19 protein-coding genes, 1 tRNA gene and 1 other RNA gene are annotated in these 19,046 nt (G+C 66.4%); 11 read left to right on the top strand and 10 right to left on the bottom strand.

What is annotated here, in order from left to right:
* Positions 1-88: 88 nt before the first annotated feature.
* A complete protein-coding gene (locus tag AB4Y91_RS05745) occupies positions 89-1,333 on the bottom strand; it encodes a PucR family transcriptional regulator (protein WP_441417521.1) in 1,245 nt (414 codons plus the stop codon).
* A gap of 141 nt (positions 1,334-1,474) precedes the next feature.
* Entirely contained in the window at positions 1,475-4,255 is a 2,781-nt protein-coding gene (aceE, locus tag AB4Y91_RS05750) for a pyruvate dehydrogenase (acetyl-transferring), homodimeric type (protein ID WP_441417522.1), read from the bottom strand.
* A gap of 420 nt (positions 4,256-4,675) precedes the next feature.
* On the opposite strand from aceE, the gene AB4Y91_RS05755 reads away from it, so the two are divergent.
* The 5 genes from AB4Y91_RS05755 (at position 4,676) to AB4Y91_RS05775 (ending at position 7,494) form a co-directional block, all read left to right on the top strand.
* Positions 4,676-5,095 carry a DUF3052 domain-containing protein gene (locus tag AB4Y91_RS05755; RefSeq protein WP_175320867.1) on the top strand — a complete coding sequence of 140 codons (420 nt, stop codon included), beginning with the start codon at positions 4,676-4,678 and terminating at the stop codon, positions 5,093-5,095.
* Entirely contained in the window at positions 5,092-5,592 is a 501-nt protein-coding gene (locus AB4Y91_RS05760; RefSeq protein WP_441417523.1) for a peroxiredoxin, read from the top strand. Before AB4Y91_RS05755 ends, AB4Y91_RS05760 begins: the two co-directional genes overlap by 4 nt.
* A gap of 14 nt (positions 5,593-5,606) precedes the next feature.
* Positions 5,607-6,527 carry an NAD-dependent protein deacetylase gene (locus AB4Y91_RS05765; RefSeq protein WP_441417524.1) on the top strand — a complete coding sequence of 307 codons (921 nt, stop codon included), beginning with the start codon at positions 5,607-5,609 and terminating at the stop codon, positions 6,525-6,527.
* Between the two features lie 97 nt (positions 6,528-6,624).
* Positions 6,625-6,700 (top strand) — tRNA-Val (locus AB4Y91_RS05770).
* 503 nt (positions 6,701-7,203) lie between these two features.
* On the top strand, positions 7,204-7,494 hold the full coding sequence (locus AB4Y91_RS05775) for a hypothetical protein (protein WP_441417525.1): 291 nt from the start codon (positions 7,204-7,206) through the stop codon (positions 7,492-7,494).
* Positions 7,495-7,740: 246 nt separating this feature from the next.
* Here AB4Y91_RS05775 and AB4Y91_RS05780 read toward each other — a convergent pair whose 3' ends face one another.
* Positions 7,741-8,469: a FadR/GntR family transcriptional regulator gene (locus AB4Y91_RS05780; RefSeq protein WP_441417526.1), complete on the bottom strand. Its 729-nt coding sequence runs from the start codon at positions 8,467-8,469 to the stop codon at positions 7,741-7,743.
* Between the two features lie 226 nt (positions 8,470-8,695).
* On the opposite strand from AB4Y91_RS05780, the gene gndA reads away from it, so the two are divergent.
* Complete coding sequence (gene gndA, locus AB4Y91_RS05785) at positions 8,696-10,132, top strand: NADP-dependent phosphogluconate dehydrogenase (RefSeq protein WP_441417527.1); 1,437 nt, start codon at positions 8,696-8,698, stop codon at positions 10,130-10,132.
* A gap of 75 nt (positions 10,133-10,207) precedes the next feature.
* On the opposite strand, the gene epsC is transcribed toward gndA, so the two are convergent.
* From epsC to msrA, 3 genes are all read right to left on the bottom strand, one after another.
* Positions 10,208-10,792: a serine O-acetyltransferase EpsC gene (epsC, locus tag AB4Y91_RS05790; protein WP_138769044.1), complete on the bottom strand. Its 585-nt coding sequence runs from the start codon at positions 10,790-10,792 to the stop codon at positions 10,208-10,210.
* Between the two features lie 37 nt (positions 10,793-10,829).
* Positions 10,830-11,765 (bottom strand): cysteine synthase A, encoded by a 936-nt coding sequence (cysK, locus tag AB4Y91_RS05795; RefSeq protein WP_441417528.1) that lies wholly within the window; start codon positions 11,763-11,765, stop codon positions 10,830-10,832.
* A 66-nt stretch (positions 11,766-11,831) separates the two neighbouring features.
* The gene (gene msrA, locus AB4Y91_RS05800) at positions 11,832-12,356 is read right to left on the bottom strand and encodes a peptide-methionine (S)-S-oxide reductase MsrA (protein ID WP_441417529.1); all 525 of its coding nucleotides are present in this window, start codon (positions 12,354-12,356) and stop codon (positions 11,832-11,834) included.
* A gap of 111 nt (positions 12,357-12,467) precedes the next feature.
* Here msrA and AB4Y91_RS05805 point away from each other — a divergent pair, with 111 nt between their 5' ends.
* Positions 12,468-13,367, top strand: coding sequence for a Nif3-like dinuclear metal center hexameric protein (locus AB4Y91_RS05805; RefSeq protein ID WP_441417530.1), 900 nt, complete (start codon positions 12,468-12,470; stop codon positions 13,365-13,367).
* A gap of 62 nt (positions 13,368-13,429) precedes the next feature.
* Complete coding sequence (locus AB4Y91_RS05810; protein ID WP_441417531.1) at positions 13,430-14,167, top strand: zinc ribbon domain-containing protein; 738 nt, start codon at positions 13,430-13,432, stop codon at positions 14,165-14,167.
* A 59-nt stretch (positions 14,168-14,226) separates the two neighbouring features.
* Here AB4Y91_RS05810 and AB4Y91_RS05815 read toward each other — a convergent pair whose 3' ends face one another.
* From AB4Y91_RS05815 to AB4Y91_RS05825, 3 genes are read right to left on the bottom strand one after another with little or no spacing between them, the layout of a single operon-like run.
* The gene (locus tag AB4Y91_RS05815) at positions 14,227-14,991 is read right to left on the bottom strand and encodes a YaaA family protein (protein ID WP_441417532.1); all 765 of its coding nucleotides are present in this window, start codon (positions 14,989-14,991) and stop codon (positions 14,227-14,229) included.
* A 55-nt stretch (positions 14,992-15,046) separates the two neighbouring features.
* Positions 15,047-15,244 (bottom strand): hypothetical protein, encoded by a 198-nt coding sequence (locus AB4Y91_RS05820; protein ID WP_441417533.1) that lies wholly within the window; start codon positions 15,242-15,244, stop codon positions 15,047-15,049.
* Between the two features lie 4 nt (positions 15,245-15,248).
* Positions 15,249-16,124: a slipin family protein gene (locus tag AB4Y91_RS05825; protein ID WP_441417534.1), complete on the bottom strand. Its 876-nt coding sequence runs from the start codon at positions 16,122-16,124 to the stop codon at positions 15,249-15,251.
* Between the two features lie 111 nt (positions 16,125-16,235).
* Here AB4Y91_RS05825 and rnpB point away from each other — a divergent pair.
* An RNA gene (rnpB, locus tag AB4Y91_RS05830) (RNase P RNA component class A) lies at positions 16,236-16,629 on the top strand.
* 69 nt (positions 16,630-16,698) lie between these two features.
* On the opposite strand, the gene AB4Y91_RS05835 is transcribed toward rnpB, so the two are convergent.
* Positions 16,699-16,851: a hypothetical protein gene (locus AB4Y91_RS05835; RefSeq protein WP_175320881.1), complete on the bottom strand. Its 153-nt coding sequence runs from the start codon at positions 16,849-16,851 to the stop codon at positions 16,699-16,701.
* A 283-nt stretch (positions 16,852-17,134) separates the two neighbouring features.
* On the opposite strand from AB4Y91_RS05835, the gene AB4Y91_RS05840 reads away from it, so the two are divergent.
* Both AB4Y91_RS05840 and AB4Y91_RS05845 read left to right on the top strand, forming a co-directional pair.
* Positions 17,135-18,628 carry a glyceraldehyde-3-phosphate dehydrogenase gene (locus AB4Y91_RS05840; protein ID WP_441417535.1) on the top strand — a complete coding sequence of 498 codons (1,494 nt, stop codon included), beginning with the start codon at positions 17,135-17,137 and terminating at the stop codon, positions 18,626-18,628.
* A gap of 65 nt (positions 18,629-18,693) precedes the next feature.
* Positions 18,694-18,903, top strand: coding sequence for a hypothetical protein (locus AB4Y91_RS05845; protein WP_175320883.1), 210 nt, complete (start codon positions 18,694-18,696; stop codon positions 18,901-18,903).
* Positions 18,904-19,046: the final 143 nt, after the last annotated feature.

Genomic DNA, 19,046 nt, shown 5'->3' on the forward strand with positions numbered 1-19,046 from the left:
GTATCCAGCTTTCCAAATTGCCGCGTGATTCATCGGTACTCTCATGCACCAAGCTCACTGGGTCAGATTGTAGGAAGTCTACAACGGGTCAGGAGTTGTTGCGCGACGGCTGGCGTTCCGCGGAGGGCCTGGGCGGGGCCGAGAGCCGGCCCACCACGAGCGCCGCCTGGAGCACAAAAGCCTCCCGGGGGATCAACGGATCCCAGCCCGTGACGTCGCAGACACGCTTGAGCCGGTAGCGCACGGTGTTGGCGTGGACGAAAAGCTCGCGGGCGGTCGCTTCAAGCGAGTGGCCGAGTTCGAGGTAGGTCCCGAGGGTCTCCACGAGGCCGTTGGACGCCGCGACCAGCGGCCGGTAAATGTTCTTGACCAGGGAACGCCGGGCCGCGTCGTCACCGGAGATCACGCGCTCGGGCAGGAGGTCATCGGCAGCCACGGGACGCGGCGCGGAGGGCCACGCCTTGGCTGCGGTCAGGCCGGCGAAGGCGGACTGAGCGGAGCTGCTGGCCTCCAGCAGGGATCCGGCCTCGGCGCCGTAGACCACCGGCCCCGGGGCGAAGAGCTCGCTGAGTTTCTGGCAGGCCGTTTCGCGGTCCTGCACGCCGCCCAGGATCAGGATCAGCCGGTCGCCCTGGATCCCGACGAGGGCGTCCTCGGCGAAGCGCCCGGCCGTGCGGCGGAGTTCGCTGACGTAGCTGGCGCTGGGTTCCGACGGGGAATTCCCCACCATCACGGTGAAGCGTTCCTGGGCTTTCCAGCCCAGGGCGGCGATCCGGGAGCGCAGCGCGTCGGTGTTTTCGCCGCGCAGGATCGCGTCGACAATCAGCGCCTCCAGCCGGGTGTCCCAGGAACCGCGGGTCTCGGCGGCGCGGGCGTAGACGTCGGCCGCGGCGAAGGCCACCTCGCGGGAGTAGCGCAGCACGGCCTCGCGCAGGCCGGCCTGGTCGGCTTCCGGGGCGATGATCGGCACCTGCTCCTCGACCACCTCCACGACGATCCGGATCAGCTGCAGCGCCTTCTGCAGGCTGATCGAGCGGGTCAGCTCGGTGGGGGCGGTGCCAAAGACATCGGAGAGGATCCAGGACGGAGAGCTGGGCCGCTCGAACCAGGTGACAAAAGCGGCAATGCCGTTCTGCGCGACCATGCCCAGGGCGGAGCGCTCGTCGGAGTTCAGCCGGCTGTACCAGGGCAGTGATTTCTCCAGCTGCCGCAGGGTCGTGGTGGACAGCTGGCCCACGCTGGCCCGGAGCTTCTTCAGCGTCTCGGCCTTCTCCGGGGTGAGCGCCCGCACGGACGGCTTGCGTTTTGCGGGAGTGGTGGTGGGCTCTGCCATGCATCGAGCATACGGTGCCCGCCGTCCAAGCTCCATTTGTGCAAAGGCTACAAGTCCCTTTGGGCTGCGTCACAGGCTTAAACGCCCGACGGCGGCCCCCACCCGAAGGTGGGAACCGCCGTCGTGCGTTCGCTTTGGTGACTAAGAGTCGCCGCCCGCGTTGCCGGTGGTGCCGGCGTTGACGTTGAGCAGGCGGTACTTCTCGATTGCCTGGGCCGGGGCCTGGGCGTCGACCTCGCCGCGGCGGGCCAGCATCTGCAGGGAACGGACCACGATCGAGTGGATGTCGTTCTTGAAGAAGCGGCGAGCGGCGGCGCGGGTGTCCGAGAAGCCGAAGCCGTCAGCGCCGAGCGAGGCGAACTCGTTCGGGATGAACTGGCGGATCTGGTCCGGAACGGCCTTCATGTAGTCCGAGACCGCCACGATCGGGCCGGTGGCGCCGGCGAGCTGTTCGGTGACGAACGGGACGCGGGCCGGCTGGCCCGGGTTGAGGAAGGCGTCTTCCTCGGCGGCCATGGCGTCGCGGCGCAGTTCGGTCCAGGAGGTCACGGACCAGACATCGGCGGAGACGCCCCAGTCCTCGGCGAGGAGCCGCTGGGCTTCGAGGGCCCAGGGGACGGACACACCGGAGGCCAGGATCTGCGTGCGCGGGCCGTCGATCTTGGCCGGTGCCAGCAGGTAGATGCCCTTGATGATGCCCTCGACGTCGAGCTCGGCGGGTGCCGGCGGCTGGACGATCGGCTCGTTGTAAACCGTGATGTAGTACATCAGGTTCCGGGCCGGGTCGTTGTCCGCCGGGCCCGGACCATACATCCGGTTCAGGCCATCACGCATGATGACGCCGATCTCGTAACCGTAGGCCGGGTCGTAGGTGACGACGGCCGGGTTGGTCGAGGCCAGGATCGGGGAGTGGCCGTCGGCGTGCTGCAGGCCCTCGCCGGTCAGCGTGGTCCGTCCGGCGGTCGCGCCGATGATGAACCCGCGGGTCATCTGGTCGGCGGCGGCCCAGAAGGAGTCGCCGGTGCGCTGGAAACCGAACATCGAGTAGAAAACATAGATCGGGATCAGCGGTTCGCCGTGCGTGGCGTAGGACGTGCCCGCCGCGGTGAAGGCGGCGACCGAACCGGCCTCGTTGATGCCGGCGTGCACGATCTGGCCTGCAATGGATTCCTTGTAGGCCAGGACGAGGTCGCGGTCCACGGACAGGTAGTTCTGGCCGTTCGGGTTGTAGATCTTCGCCGTCGGGAAGAACGCGTCCATGCCGAAGGTGCGTGCCTCATCGGGGATGATCGGCACGATCCGGGAGCCGAAGTCCTTGTCCCGCATCAGGTCCTTGAGCAGCCGGACGAACGCCATGGTGGTGGCGGCCTGCTGCTTGCCGGAACCGCGGTTGGCGACCTCGTACGCCTTGTCGCCCGGCAGGGTGACGTCGGTGTGCTTGGAGCGGCGTTCGGGGACGAACCCGCCGAGGGCGCGGCGGCGTTCCATCAGGTACTGGATCTCCGGGGCGTCGGCGCCGGGGTGGTAGTACGGCGGCTGGTACGGGTCGGCCTCGAGCTGCTCGTCCGTGACCGGAATGCGCAGGTGGTCGCGGAAGGCCTTCAGGTCCGCCAGCGTGAGCTTCTTCATCTGGTGGGTCGCGTTGCGGCCCTCGAAGTGGGTGCCCAGGCCGTAGCCCTTGACCGTGTGGGCCAGGATGACCGTCGGCTTGCCCTTGAACTCGGTGGCGGCCTTGTACGCGGCGTAGACCTTGTTGTAGTCGTGGCCGCCGCGCTTGAGGTTCCAGATCTCCTGGTCCGTCATGTCCGCGACCATGTCCTTGGTCTGCGGGGTCTTGCCGAAGAAGTGCTCGCGGACGAATCCGCCGGATTCGGCCTTGTACGTCTGGTAGTCGCCGTCGACCGTCTCATTCATGATCTTCACGAGCGAGCCGTCTTCGTCCTTGGCGAGCAGGTTGTCCCACTCGCGGCCCCAGACGACCTTGATGACGTTCCAGCCGGCGCCGCGGAAGAACGCCTCGAGCTCCTGCATGATCTTGCCGTTGCCGCGGACCGGGCCGTCGAGGCGCTGCAGGTTGCAGTTGATGACGAAGTTGAGGTTGTCCAGCTTGTCGTTCGCGGCGAGCTGCAGCAGGCCGCGGGACTCCGGCTCGTCCATTTCGCCGTCGCCCAGGAACGCCCAGACCTGCTGGTCCGAGGTGTCCTTGATGCCGCGGTTGTGCAGGTAGCGGTTCGACTGCGCCTGGTAGATGGCGTTCATCGGGCCGATGCCCATGGACACGGTGGGGAACTCCCAGAACTCCGGCATGAGGCGCGGGTGCGGGTAGCTGGAGAGGGCGTGGCCCTCCTTGGACTTCTCCTGGCGGAAGCCGTCCAGGTCCTCCTCGGTCAGCCGGCCTTCCATGAAAGCGCGGGCGTACATGCCGGGGGAGGCGTGGCCCTGGAAGAAGACCTGGTCGCCGCCGCCGGGGTGGTCCTTGCCGCGGAAGAAGTGGTTGAAGCCGACCTCGTAGAGGGTCGCCGCACCGGCGTAGGTGGAAATGTGGCCACCGACGCCGATCTCGGGACGCTGGGAGCGGTGCACCATGACGGCGGCGTTCCAGCGCAACCAGGCGCGGTACTTACGTTCGATCTCTTCATCGCCGGGGAACGGCGCTTCCTGGTCCACCGGGATGGTGTTGACGTAGTCGGTGGTGGTCACCATCGGCACGCCCACGCTCTGCGCGCCGGCCCGCTGGAGCAGGCTCCGCATGATGTATTGGGCACGCTCGGTGCCCTGTTCCTGAATCAGGGTGTCCAGGGACTCCAGCCATTCGGCGGTCTCTTCCGGATCACGATCAGGCAGCTGGTTAGTCAACCCGCTGAGGATATGGGAGGTATCTTCTCCTGCAGCCACGTCCAACCTCTCTTTGAGCGCATTCATCGGCACCCTCAGCTCCGGCAGGGTAACTGCCTGGCGTGAACGCGACGTGTGCGACATATCGGTAACAGCAGCCCGGTCCTGTACGCCGGGCTAGGTCCAATCACAACCATGCCTGCCTGTATTAGCGGTCGGTTGTCCGCGCAGGCAAAGTCGTCATCAGCCACTCTAGCCGTGTCAGTCCGCGGATGCGTAGCTGTCCTATGGGGCCACCGCCGTATTTCACGGGCATACTGGTTCTGTGACGTGGACCCCCTCCGGGGCCCGCGGAACGGCCGGTGTGACGCAGAATATGGCGGATCGCGGCGTTAGCAGCTTGAAGCAAAGGCCCAAAGGGTGTTGGCTTGTAGTAATGGAAATCACTAGCACCATTGGGTCCACCAAGCAGTACACCAAGAAGTACAAACAGCATAGGAGCAACACGTGAGCGAGGCCGACGCCGCCACTTCGGTAAATGTGGCGGAAAAATTGGGTTTCAAAAATGGAGATCTGATTCAAGAATTCGGTTATGACGACGACGTCGACTTCGACTTGCGCGACGACATCGAGGACCTCACCGGCTCGGAACTCTTCGACGAGGACGACCATGAGGTGGTCGACGCCGTGATCCTCTGGTGGCGGTCCGACGACGGGGACCTCGTTGACACCCTGGTCGGCTCGCGCACCACCCTGACCGAGGGCGGCGTGGTCTGGGTGCTCACCCCGAAGAACGGCCGGGTGGGCTACGTCTCGCCGGCCGACATCCAGGATGCCGCGCCCACCGCAGGCCTGCACTACACCACGTCCGCTGGCGTCTCCAAGGAGTGGAGCGCCACCCGGCTGGTCACGCGGAAAAACAAGTGACCCAACCCGGCGCAGGAGTGGCGCTGGCAACCGCCGTGCCGGCGGTCGGCCAGCCCGCCCCCGACTTTGAGCTGGTCAACCAGTTCGGCGAGCCGGTCCGGCTGTCGGAACTGCGCGGACGCAATGTGGTCCTCGTGTTCTTCCCGTTCGCGTTCTCCGGCATTTGTACGGGCGAACTTTGCGAAATCCGGGACAACCTTGCGCTCTTCGAGGACGCCGACGCCGCCGTGCTGGGGGTTTCGGTGGACAGCAAGTTCGCGCAGCGCGCCTACGCGGAAAAGGAGGGTTACTCCTTCGACCTCCTGGCGGACTTCTGGCCGCACGGTGCCGTGGCCGAGCGCTATGGCGTCTTTGACCCCGACAGCGGCATGGCCAAGCGCGGCACCTTCATCATCGACGCCCGCGGAACGGTCCGCTACGTCGTGGTGAACCCCCGCGGCCAGGCCCGGGATTTCACCGAGTACCGCGCCGCCCTGGCGGGGCTCGCAGGGAATTGACGGGGACAGGCGCGATGCGGCAGCGGCGACCCGGCGTCGGCATGACTGGCTTTGCCAGCCTGCCGCCGGTCGTTGCCGCCGAACCGGCGCGGAGCGAACTCGAGGTCCTGCGGGAAATCCACGGCGTCCTCGCGGGGGAGCGCTTCGCGTTGCTCACCGGCGCCGGGCTCAGCACGGATTCGGGCATCCCGGATTACCGGGGCCCCGGGGCGGCTCCGCGGGCGCCGATGACCTACCAGGAATTCATTGGCGACCCCGAGAATCGCCGTCGCTACTGGGCGCGGAACCACATCGGCTGGTCCCATCTGCGCCGCGCCGATCCTAACGACGGCCATGCGGCCGCCGCCCGACTCGAGCACCGCGGGCTCCTCACCGGCCTGATCACCCAGAACGTGGACCGGCTGCACGAGGACGCCGGGAGCGTCAACGTGGTGGACCTGCATGGCCGCTTCGACCGGGTGGTCTGCCTGGCCTGCCATCGCCGCTACAGCCGCTCGTTGCTGGCCGGCGTGCTGGAGGAACTCAACCCTGACTTCCTGACGGAAGCACTCGCCGCCGGTGTCGTGGAAATGGCCCCCGACGCCGACGCCACCGTGGAAGATTCGGAGCTGATCGCGGGTTTCGTCGTTGCCAACTGCCCGGCCTGCGGCGGCACACTGAAACCCGACTTTGTCTACTTTGGCGAGAACGTGCCCAAGGACCGGGTTGAGCGCTCCTACGCCATGGTGGACGACGCCGCGGCCCTGCTGGTGGCCGGTTCCTCCCTGACCGTGATGAGCGGACTGCGGTTCGTCCGGCACGCCGCCAAGCAAGGCAAGGCGGTGGTGATCATCAATCGTGGGCAGACCCGCGGCGATGACCTGGCCACCATCAAGCTGGAGGCAGGCGTCAGCGAATCGCTGACCTGGCTCGCCGCGGAGCTCCCCTCACTGTGAGGCGTTCCGGTCCGGCCGGCGATTGGCGTTTCCGGCGCCGTTTCGGGTAGAGTCATTGTTCGTTGGTGGACGCACTGAAGTGCGGAAACAGCATCTTGGGTCTTTAGCTCAGCTGGTAGAGCGCCACGTTTACACCGTGGATGTCATCGGTTCGATCCCGGTAGGACCCACCAAGGAAAACCCCGTCGCGGCAGGCCTAAACGCCCGCCGCGGCGGGGTTTTTTGCTCTCCATGTGCTGTGTCCTGCACTATTCCCGCGCCTAAAAGTAGCCGGAACTATCTGTGTGCTCACATATCGGTTGGCAACGCGCGGGCGCTACGCTGCTGGCCCCGAGGGCCACTGCTCGCCGCGGGGGTCGGCAGGGGGCGCCCCGGCCGAGCAGGGAGTGGGGGATTCCGAACCGATAATAAGCTAAGTGATATTGTTATCTTACTTATTTGGGGGGCGACTTGTTAGGTTTACGTTCTTTTTTTGCCAGGTTTTGGGCTACAAAATGCCGGCTATGCGGGATTCCTGTTCCGGATTCCCGGGTCCCTTACTGCAAGGAGCAGCACCAGACGGAGTTCGAATCCGCAAACGCCTGGTAGTGGAGCGCGGCCCCGCTGCCCATGCGCTGTGGGCCATCCAAGTCCGGACTGCACCAAAATGTCGGTGCCTGTCCGTACCGTCACCGGCATGGAACATGTGATCGTAAAAACCGGCCCTGACGGACATCCGCGGGCCGTGGTCCGCGGTGGCCGCGAATGGGTGGTTGGCGCGGAACCCGTGCGGTGGTTTGAGCGCGTGAGCTGGTGGGAGGCCGAGCGCCGGATGCCGAAGGGACTGAGCCGGGTCGATGTCGAGGTGTGGCAGGTCCAGGCCAGGCTGGGCCGGAACAGCGGATCGGCCCTAACTACGATGGAAATCATCCGGGACGGCCTCGGCGGAGGCTGGCGGCTCCGGGACGCGGTGGCGGACGCCGCCTGACCAGCGCTCACCCGCGGCAAAAGCTTCCGCGCAATGGAAAAGCCTGAGGGCAATGGAAAAGCCTCCGGGCAATGGAAAAGCCTTCCACCGCGACTATTGGGGGATGCCGCGGTGGAAGGCTTGTTAGAAATATACCGTGAATGCGTCCAAATGTGAAACGCCTAGCGGTTGAATTTGACCATCGACGGGACTAATCCGGGCCCCGCGGCTGTCTATCGGAAGCCGTGCCGCTGCCGTGCGGGCGGACTAGCGGGACTGGACCGGGACGAAGACGCGGGGCTGGTCCTTCCAGCTGGGTTCCATGTCCGCGATTGTCTCGCGCATGATCTTGTTGGAGGCCTCGCGGGCGGCCACGCCGTCGCCGGCCGCAATCGCCTCCGCCACGTCCACGTGCCACTGCAGCGCGGAAGCCCGCGGATGGTCCGGCATCAGACCGTGGACGGTGCGGCCGGTCAGCGTCTCGGCCACCTGGCCCACCATGTTGGCGAACATTTCGTTGCCGGAACCGGTCAACAGCAGGGAATGGAACTGGATATCCAGCTCGAGGAACCGAGGCACGTCGCCGGCCACACCGGCCTCCCGCATGGCGTGGGAGATTTCCACCAGCTGGCTGCGGAGTTCATCCGGGGCGTTGCCGGCCGCCAGTTCGGCCGCCACCGGCTCCACCGCGGTCCGCAGCTCGGCCAGGGAGCGCAGCTGGGCGCCGCGGCCCTCGCCGGCCAGGCGCCAGCGGATCACGAGCGGATCGAAGGGATTCCAGCGGCTGGCGGGGAGCACCCGGATGCCGACACGTTTGATGGTCTCGACCAGCCCCAGGGACTGCAGCACGCGCACCGCCTCGCGGACCACCGAGCGAGAGACCTTCAGCTCATCCTCGAGGTGCTCGGCCAGCATGACATGGCCGGCGGGGAGCTCGCCGGCGACGATGCGGGCTCCCAGATGCTCGATGGCGCGGTGATGCAGGCTGGTCGACATAGTCGTAAGCATAGTGGCGCAGGCCGCAATCCCGGGGCTACAGGCGCAGTGGCCGCCGAAAATCATAGACTGTTTGTGACGCGCCGTATTCCGCCACGTGGGCGCTGCTTTCCTGCAGTCAGCGGAAATACATATGGTTTATTGACAGCCACTGATCCCAAGAAGCGTGTTCCGCAGCAACTGCGGGACGAACTGCACTCGATGCACAGAATGAATTGGAGTTTTGATGTCAGCACACATCGGTGTCACCGGCCTTGCGGTGATGGGGGCCAACCTGGCCCGGAACCTGGCCCGTAACGGCTTCACCGTTGCCCTGCACAACCGTTCCGTGGAGAAAACCGACGCGCTCCTCGAAAAGCACGGCCAGGACGGCGACTTCGTCCGCACCGAAACGCTGCAGGAACTCGTCGACTCGCTGGAGAAGCCGCGCCGCGTGCTGATCATGGTCAAGGCCGGCAAGCCGGTGGACTCCGTGATCGAACAGCTCGAGCCGCTGCTGGAGGCCGGCGACATCATCATCGATGCCGGCAACTCGCACTACGAGGACACCCGCCGCCGCGAGGCCGCCCTCGCGAAGAAGGACCTCCACTTCGTCGGCATCGGCGTCTCCGGCGGCGAGGAAGGCGCGCTCAACGGCCCCTCGATCATGCCCGGCGGCTCCAAGGAGTCCTACGAGGCGCTCGGCCCGCTGCTGGAAAAGATCGCAGCCCACGTCGACGGCCAGCCCTGCTGCGCCTGGATCGGCACCGACGGCGCCGGCCACTTCGTCAAGATGGTGCACAACGGCATCGAATACGCCGACATGCAGGTCATCGGCGAGGCCTTCGACCTGCTGCGCTCCGGCGCGGGCATTGAGCCGGCCGAGCAGGCAAAGATTTTCGCCGAATGGAACAAGGGCGAGCTCGCTTCCTTCCTGATCGAAATCTCCGCCGAAGTCCTCGGCCACGTCGATGCCAAGACCGGCAAGCCGTTCGTCGACGTCGTGGTGGATGCCGCCGGCCAGAAGGGCACCGGCCGCTGGACGGTCATCTCCGCCCTTGAACTGGGTTCCCCGACTTCCGGCATCGCCGAATCGGTCTTCGCCCGCGCGTTGTCCTCGCAGGCGGAGCAGCGCAAGCTGGCCCAGGAACTGCTGGCCGGCGGCGAGGCCGCCGTCGAGGTCCCCGAGACTTTCGTCGAGGACGTCCGGCAGGCACTGTACGCCTCCAAGCTGGTCTCCTACGCGCAGGGCCTGGACATGCTCACCTCCGCCGCCAAGGAATACGGTTGGGACCTCAAGCTGGACGAGATCGCCTCGCTGTGGCGCGGCGGCTGCATCATCCGCGCAGAGCTGCTGAAGGAGATCACCACGGCCTACGCCGCGGACGAGAAGCCGGCGAACCTGCTGTTCGCGCCGGCCTTCACCAAGGCGATCGCCGAGGTCCTCCCGGCCTGGCGGCGCGTGGTGGCCACCGCGGTGCAGCTGGGCATCCCGGTGCCGGTGTTCTCCTCCTCGCTGGCGTACTACGACGGCCTGCGGCGCAAGCGCCTCCCGGCCGCCGTGATCCAGGGCCAGCGCGACCTCTTCGGTGCACACACCTACGGCCGCATCGACACCGAGGGCACCTTCCACACCCTCTGGGGCGAGGACAAGTCCGAGATCTCGGCAGTGGACACGCACTAATCCAGACCGGTTAATCGACAGCGGCCGGCGGCCCCGKTTTGGGGCCGCCGGCCGCTGTCTTTATGACTGCGTGCCTTAGATGCGGTACTCGATCAGGTACTCGGCCGGGTCGACGGCGGGTTTGGTTTCGCGCTGGGCGTCGCGGTGCCGCCAGGTGGCGGGCACTCCGGTCAGGATCGATTCGGCCGGGGCGTCCTTGACTACGACGGCGTTGGCGCCGATGGCGCTGTCCCGGCCGATCGTGATGGGGCCCAAGACCTTGGCTCCGGCGCCGATGACGACGCGGTCCTCGATGGTGGGGTGCCGCTTGATCTTTGCGAGCGAACGGCCGCCGAGCGTGACACCGTGGTAGATCATGACATCCTCGCCGATCTCGGCGGTTTCGCCGATCACAACGCCCATGCCATGGTCGATGAAGAAGCGGCGGCCGATCGTGGCGCCGGGGTGGATCTCGATGCCGGTCAGGAAGCGGGCCAGCTGGGAGATCAGCCGCGCAGGGAAGCGCAGCGAAGGGTTCTGCCAGAGCCGGTGCGTCAGGCGGTGCGCCCAGATCGCGTGCAGGCCGGAGTAGGCAAAGAAGTTTTCGAAAGAACCGCGCGCCGCCGGGTCGTGGGACCGGGCGGCGTCGAGGTCTTCCTTCAGTCTTGCGAAGAAGCTCACAAAGACCTTTCTACGAAATCTTGGGACAGGGCTGGGCTTAGCCGCGGATGTCGTCGTACAGCACGGTGGAGATGTAGCGCTCCCCGAAGTCGCAGACAATGGCAACAATCAGCTTACCGGCGTTCTCCGGGCGCTTCGCGAGCTCCAGGGCCGCCCAGACGATCGCGCCGGAGGAGATGCCGCCGAGGATGCCTTCCTTGACGCCCAGCTCGCGGGCCACGCGGACCGAGTCCTCCAGGGTGGCGTCAATGACCTCGTCATAGACGTTGGTGTCCAGGATTTCCGGCACGAAGTTGGCGCCGAGGCCCTGGATCTTGTGCGGGCCCGGGGCGCCGCCGTTGAGGATGGGGGAGTCCTTGGGCTCGACGGCGATGATCTGCACGTCGGGCTTGCGCTCCTTGAGTACCTGGCCGACACCGGTGACGGTTCCGCCGGTGCCGACGCCGGCGACGAAGATGTCCACCTTGCCGTCGGTGTCCGACCAGATTTCCTCGGCGGTGGTGCGGCGGTGCACCTCGGGGTTGGCCTCGTTGGCGAACTGCTGCGCCCAGATGGAGTTCTCCGTGTTCGCGACGATCTCCTGGGCCTTCTCCACGGCTCCGCGCATGCCCTCGGAACCGGGGGTCAGCACAATTTCTGCGCCGTAGGCGCGGAGCATGACGCGGCGTTCCGTGGACATGGTCTCGGGCATGGTGAGGATGACCTTGTAGCCGCGGGCGGCGCCGACCATGGCCAGGGCGATGCCCGTGTTGCCGGAGGTTCCCTCGACGATGGTCCCGCCGGGCTTGAGTGCACCGGACTTCTCCGCGGCGTCGATGATGGCGACGCCGATCCGGTCCTTGACGCTGTTGGCCGGGTTGTAGAACTCCAGCTTGACCGCCACCGTGGCGTCCAGGCCTTCGCTCAGCCGGTTGAGGCGGACCAGCGGGGTGCCGCCGACCAGCTGGGTAACATCGTCATAGATCCGTGCCATGGGTAGGTGTGCCTATCTGTGAGGAGGAATTCTAAGGTCAGCGTAACGAGGGCGCTCAGGCCCTAGCTAAGCATTAAGCCATGCAGAGTAATATTTCCTGGCCTTCGCCAGCTTCGGGTTGATGATCACCTGGCAGTAGCCCTGTTCGGGGTACTTCGCGTAGTAGTCCTGGTGGAAATCCTCCGCCACGTGGAAGACCGGCAGGCGGCTCACCTCGGTGACGATCGGGTCCGACCACAGCTCCTGGTTCCGGCCGATCGCTTCCTCGAAAAGGATCTTCTCCTCAGTGGTCTCGTAGAACATCGAGGACCGGTACTGGGTGCCGACGTCGTAACCCTGCCGGTTCAGCGTCGTGGGATCGTGCAGGGCGAAGAACATGTCCAGGATGACCTCGGCCGGGATCACCTCCTCGTCGAAGGTCACCGCCACCACCTCGGCATGGCCGGTGGTGCCGGAGCACACGCTGTAGTAGTCGGGGTTGCGGTCGTGGCCTCCGGTGTAGCCGGAGACGACCGAGCTGACACCCTTGGTCTTTTGATAGACGGCGTCGAGGCACCAGAAGCAGCCCCCGCCGAGGACGAAAGTTCTCATGTCCTGTTCAATGGACGAAGGGCCCGGATCATTCCCGAACCCGGCATTCCGCCAGCATCCGGGACTCCCGGCAGGGGTGGCTGGCACCGCGGATAGGGTAAAAATGAGGTTATGGAACCTGAGAACACCGACGTTTCAGCGCAGCCCGACGAAGCTACCCGCACCGGCGAGGCTGCCACGCTGGGCATGATCCTGCTGGCCGTCGAGGAGCTCTGGCCCGAATCGCTGGCGGAGGAGTGGGACGAGGTAGGCCTGGTGGCCGGGCACCCGTCCGCCGAGGTGAGCAGGATTCTCTTCGCCGTGGACCCCACCCTCGAAGTCATCGAGGAAGCCGTCGCCTGGGGCGCCGAACTGCTCATTACGCACCATCCTCTGCTGCTCAAGGGCGTCACCTCCGTTGCCGCCAACACCCCCAAGGGCAAGGCGGTGCACCGGCTGATCGAGTCCGGGACCGCACTGCTGACAGTGCACACCAACGGTGATTCCGCCGTCGGGGGCGTCTCCGACGTGCTGGCCGACGCGCTGGGCCTGCAGGACGTGGTGCCGCTGACGCCGGCCGCGAACGGCCTTCCGGAGGAAGGGATCGGCCGGGTCGGGGACCTCGCCGACGTGCAGACGCTGGGGGACTTCGCCGCGCGGGTCTTCGGCATCCTTCCCTCCGTGGCCGGCGGCGTCCGTGTTTCCGGCGACCGGGACGGCCTGGTGCGACGTGTGGCCCTGTGCGGCGGCGCGGGCGACTCGCTGTTCAACGAGGTCCGCGCGAGCAACGCCGACGTCTACCTGACCGCGGACCTGCGCCACCATCCGGCGTCGGAGGCCCGCGAGGCTGCCGTCAATGACCGGCCGTACCTGATCGACGTCTCGCACTTTGCGAGCGAGTGGCTGTGGCTGCCGGCGGCCGCCGAGGCCTTGGGGAATGTGCTGACCGACCAGGGCCACGACATTGAGATCCGGGTCAGCAGCACCAACAGCGACCCCTGGGACTTCATTCTGACTCCGGGCGGCGACTAGAGTCTAGGGAGCGCCGGTACGGTGCCCGGCTCCGGCCGGTAAGTGAACAAGCGGAGGAAATAGTGGCCAAGGCAGCACCGGCGGAACAGTTGAAGTTGCTCGAATTGCAGGGACTCGATGCCAGGCTCAAGTCCCTGTCCAACCGCCGCCGCAGCCTTGAAAGCGACTCCCGGATCACCGACCTGGAGGCTGCCCTCAGTGTGGCCAACGGAGAACTCGGGACCGCGAAGGTGGCGGTGCACGACGCCGAACTGGAACTCAAGCGCGCCGAGGCCGACGTCGAGCAGGTCGCCTCCCGGATCGAACGCGACGAGGCCAGGCTCAACAGCGGCACCGGGCTGTCCAAGGACCTCGTGGCCCTGCAGCGCGACATCGCGTCCCTGAACAAACGCCGCTCGGATCTTGAGGACGTTGAACTCGAGGTCCTGGAGCGGCTGGATTCGCTGCGCCTGCGCCAGGCCAGCCAGCAGCAGATCGTTGACGATATCCAGGGTTCCTTTGGCACCATCCGCGCCGAACTGGACGAACAGCTCGCCGAAGTGGCCGCGGAGATGACCGTGGTGCGCGGCCAGCGCGCCGAGTTCGCCGAGGGACTGGACGCGGGAATGCTCGCCGTCTACGAGAAGACGCTCGCCAAGCGCGGCGTCGGCGCGGCCCGGCTCTTCCACGGCACCTCCGAAGGATCCGGCATGCAGCTGAGCCCCGGTGACCTCGCCGAGATCAAGGCCGCCGCCGAGGACGACATCGTCTTCTGCCCGGATTCCGGGTGCATCCTGGTCCGCTCCGCCGAGTGGGCCTAGTCCCCAAGTGACTCGCAGTTGTTGTCGTTTAGAGGCGTCTAAACGACAACAACTGCCAGCTAGTTGGGCAGGATGAGGTTGAGGGTGTGCGGCTTCCGGGCCGTGCCCTGGACCAGCTCCGCGGACCATTTCTCGGCGGCGGCCTTGTGCAGCTGCGCCGGGGTCTGCGGGGTCTTGCCGCGGCGGGCCAGCAGGTGCCGGGCAAGCTCTCCGCGGGTGTGCTTGGCGAAGTGGCTCACCACCTTTCGGACGCCGTTGACCTCCGTGAAGACGTTCACCGCCACGGTCCGCTCGGGCGGGGGAGCCCAGGCCGCGGCGTAGGTGCTGGAGCGGCAGTCGACCAGCAGCTCGCCGTCCGTTGCGGCGGCCAGGGCCTCAGTCAGTTGCGGCTTCCAGAACGAGGCCAGCCGTCCGACGTCGGGCAGGGACGTGCCCATCGATAGCCGGTACGCCGGCACCCGGTCCGCAAACCGGATCGCGCCCCAGAGCGCGGAGATCACCAGCACGTTTTCGTCCGCCTTCTTCCGCTGCGCCGGAGTCAGCGAGCGGTAGTCCAAGGCGTCGTAGAGGACGCCGGAATACACCTGGTGGGCGGGCGCGGCAGGCTCGGCGTGCAAGCGGGTGTTGCGTTCGACGTCGGCCTTCAGCGAGGCGCCGACGCCCAGCAGTGCCAGGGCGTCTTCGTGCGCGCTGACGGTGCCGAGCGCCTCGAGCACCTTTGCGCGGTAGGCGTTGAGGCCGGGGAAGCTGAGCGAAGCCGCGTCGACGGCGTCGCCGCCGGTCGCGGGGGTCTTGCCTTCGGAGGGCGGCAGCAGAATTAGCACCGTACGATCCTACCGGCGGCCAGGCGGCTGCAGCCGCGCGCGGCCCGGCGTCGGGCTAGCGCCGATGTCCGGTGTTGTCGAGGCCCACGAAATTCGACTGGCCGACTGTCTTGGCCCGCTGGATGTCCCGCCGTGCCCGCTCGGATTCCGGGTCGCTGCCCAGCCGCGCGTGCTTCCGGCGGGTCAGGAGGTCACGCACGACGGTCGCGACGACCAGCAGTCCGGCGGCGACGGCAAGAAGCAGCAGTTCCATGCGGTCAGGCTACCTTCGTTGGCGCCGCCGGAACAGGGGGAGGCGCCGTGGTCGCCACAGGGGTGGGGCCGGCGGCCTGGGTCGGCGCCGCTACCGCTGCCTGGGCGGCCTTGGTCTCCCGGGCCAGGAACGCGGACAGCTCGCCGATGGTGCTCATCAGCGGCGCCGGGAAGACCACGGTGGAGTTCTTGTCCACCGCAATCTCGACGAGGGACTGCAGGTTCCGCAGCTGCAGGGCCAGCGGATGCGCCATCATCATGTCAGAAGCCTCACCGAGCGCCGCCGCCGCGATCGACTCGCCCTCGGCGGCAATGATCTTGGCCCGCTTCTCCCGCTCGGCCTCCGCCTGCCGGGCCATGGCGCGCTTCATGCTTTCGGGAAGCTGGATGTCCTTCAGCTCCACGAGCGTGACTTCGACGCCCCACTCCAGGGTGAGTGCGTCCAGGATTTCGCGGATGTCGCTGTTGATGTGTTCCGTTTCGGACAGGGTCTGGTCCAGGCTGTGCCGGCCGACCACCTTGCGGAGCGTCGTCTGGGCGATCTGGTTGATCGCGGCAGCCACATTTTCGATCGCCACCACCGACTTCACGGCGTCGATCACCCGGTAGTAGGCCACCGCGGAGATATCCACGCTGACGTTGTCCTGGGTGATGATGCCCTGCGACTGGATCGGCATGGTCACGATCCGCAGGCTGACCAGCTGCAGCCGGTCGATCACCGGGATGATAAAGCGCAGCCCGGGCATCCGGACTCCGATCACCCGGCCCAGCCGGAACAGCACGCCCTGCTCATACTGGCGCACAATCCGGATCGAGGCCCGGGCCAGGATGAGCACGAGCGCGGCGATGATCAGCCAAATGACGACGGCGGTGAAATCCATCCGAATCGCTTCCTTGCCTGGCGGGGTTGCTGCTTTCATTCTCCCACCGGCAGGCCCAAAAGGCGCCGGTGCGGTGAGCCTGCGGGGGCAGCCCGTAGAATGAGAACCGGATGGGTTGACCAGGCGGCCGCGCGTCACGCAAGTGGCTCGAGGAACGTCCGGGCTCCGCAGGGCAGGGTGGTGGGTAACGCCCACTCGGGGTAACCCGCAGGCCAGTGCCACAGAGAATAGACCGCCTGCCCCAGGGCCGTGTCCGCACGGTCGGGGGAGCAGGTAAGGGTGAAACGGTGGTGTAAGAGACCACCAGCTTCCCGGGTGACCGGGAAGGCTAGGTAAACCCCACCCGGAGCAAGGCCAGACAGGACACGTTTGAGGGCTGCCCGCCCGAGTGTCCGGGTAGGCCGCTGGAGGGCGTCGGCAACGGCGTCCGTAGATGGATGGCCGCTACTCCCGCGCCGGCAACAGCGCGGGAACACAGAACCCGGCGTATCGGTCAACCCATCCAACCAAACGAAAAGGACCGGCACCGTGTGGTGCCGGTCCTTGCCGTTTGGATCGAGGTGTAGGTTTCGGATCAGGCCTTGGCCTTCCGCTTCACCCAGCCCCACGCCGCCGTGGCGACGAACAGGACCAGGCCGATGACGGCCAGCCAAAGCAGGCCCTTCACGACGAAGCCCAGGATCGAAAGAATGAGCCAGATGACAAGTAGTGCAACTATGAGTCCCATCTGGACATCCTACGTCAAGGGCTGCGTGACGCGGCGGACCCCGCTCGTGTGAGTGATTTCACGCCGCCTCCGGCCCCCTGGACCGGCGCCCCGCTCTAGAATGGATAGCGAACGTAGATGTTCTGCCACCGGGTCTGCGTTCGCCGCCGGTGGCTTTTTCTTTGCGCTCCATGCAGGCGCCCGGGGTGGACCGAATCCCCGCCGCGTCCAGGTTCCGGAGATCCGCCGGCAGCCGACTTCCGCATACGAGGACGTATGTGGTGGATTTTAGGAAGGTAGTTCTGTGAGCCAGACGTCAGATTCTTGTCTTGATACGTGGATGGGCCGGGAGGCGCTCGCCGAGGCCATGATTCCGGTGATCGGCCGGCTGTACCGCGAAAACAACGTGGTGACGTCCATCCACGGCCGGAGCCTGATCAACAAGTCCACCATGAACATCCTCAAGGCGCACCGTTTTGCCCGCCGGATGAGCAAGGAAGAGCTGCGCCTCGAAGAGACCGCGCCCCTGCTCGACGCCCTCACCAAGCTGGACCTCGGCGCGGCAGCCATCGACATTGCCCGCCTGACCGAAAAGTACCGCGTAGAAGGCAACGGCATCAGCCTGGACGACTTCCTGCGCGAGGAGCTGGCCGAAGTGGTCGGCAAGCGCGGCGGCGACGACCGCACCAGCACCGACGTCGTCCTCTACGGCTTTGGCCGCATCGGCCGGCTCCTGGCCCGCCTCCTGATCGAGAAGGCCGGCGGCGGGCACGGCCTGCGGCTGCGCGCGATCGTGGTGCGCCGCGGGTCGGACAACGACCTCACCAAGCGCGCCAGCCTGCTGCGCCGCGACTCGGTGCACGGGTCCTTCGAAGGCACCATCAAGGTGGACCTCGAGAACGACACCATCACTGCCAACGGCGTCCAGATCCAGGTCATCTACTCGGACAACCCGGCCACGGTGGACTACACCGCCTACGGCATCCACGACGCACTGGTGGTCGACAACACCGGCCGCTGGCGCGACGCCGAGGGCCTCTCCCAGCACCTGCAGAGCAAGGGCGTTTCCCGCGTTCTGCTCACCGCCCCGGGCAAGGGCGAGCTGAAAAACATCGTGCACGGCATCAACCACGCCACCATCACGGATTCGGACAAGATTGTTTCGGCGGCGTCCTGCACCACCAACGCCATCACGCCGGTACTAAAGGCGATCAACGACCGCTACGGCGTCGTGCACGGCCACGTAGAGACGGTCCACTCCTTCACCAACGACCAGAACCTGATCGACAACTTCCACAAGGGTGACCGCCGCGGCCGCTCCGCCGCGCTGAACATGGTCATCACTGAGACCGGTGCCGCCAAGGCTGTCGCCAAGGCCCTGCCCGAGCTCCTGGGCAAACTGACCGGCAGCTCCATCCGCGTCCCCACCCCGGATGTCTCCCTGGCCATCCTGAACCTGAGCCTGGAAAACGGCACCACCAAGGATGAGGTCAACGACTACCTGCGCGAGATGTCGCTGCACTCGGAGCTGCGCAAGCAGGTCGACTACATCGATTCGCCCGAGGTTGTCTCCACCGACTTCGTCGGCTCCCGCCGCGCCGGCATCGTCGATGGCCTCGCCACCATCAGCAACGAGAAGAACCTTGTCCTCTACGTCTGGTACGACAACGAATTCGGTTACAGCTGCCAGGTGGTCCGTGTGATGGAGGAAATGGCCGGCGTGAACCCGCCGTCGTTCCCGGCCAAGGACGCGGCCGCGACCCTCGAAGCTGCCGGGCTGCCGGTCGAGGTCGGGTAGCCCCACTTTGGACCTTCCCGGCCGGTTCGCTGGAATCGGCCGGGAAAGGGAACCACAATGGAGCCATGGAACAGAACTCGGCTGTGGAGCACGAAACCACCCTGGAACATGCCCTCGACGTAGCCCGGCGGAACGCCAAGGAAGCCAAGCGCCTCCTCGACGACGCCCGAGCCAAACGCGAGGCCGGCGAGATCGACGACGCGCGGGTCAGCCAGTTGGAAGCGCTGCTGAATCTCGCCGAGGAGGACCTCCGCCGGGTCACCAAGGAACAGTGACCGCTCGGCACTGACCAGCCGGCGGCCGTCCGGCCGCCAGCCCCGGGGCATAGCCTGTCCTGTCCTGCACACTGTGGACAACCGGGCCGCTGTCGGTGCCCCGGCCTAGGCTGATGAGGTGCAGCAGCCCCATCCCTCCCCGG

The organism is Arthrobacter sp. YAF16, from assembly GCF_052113385.1.
Lineage (GTDB): Bacteria > Actinomycetota > Actinomycetes > Actinomycetales > Micrococcaceae > Arthrobacter.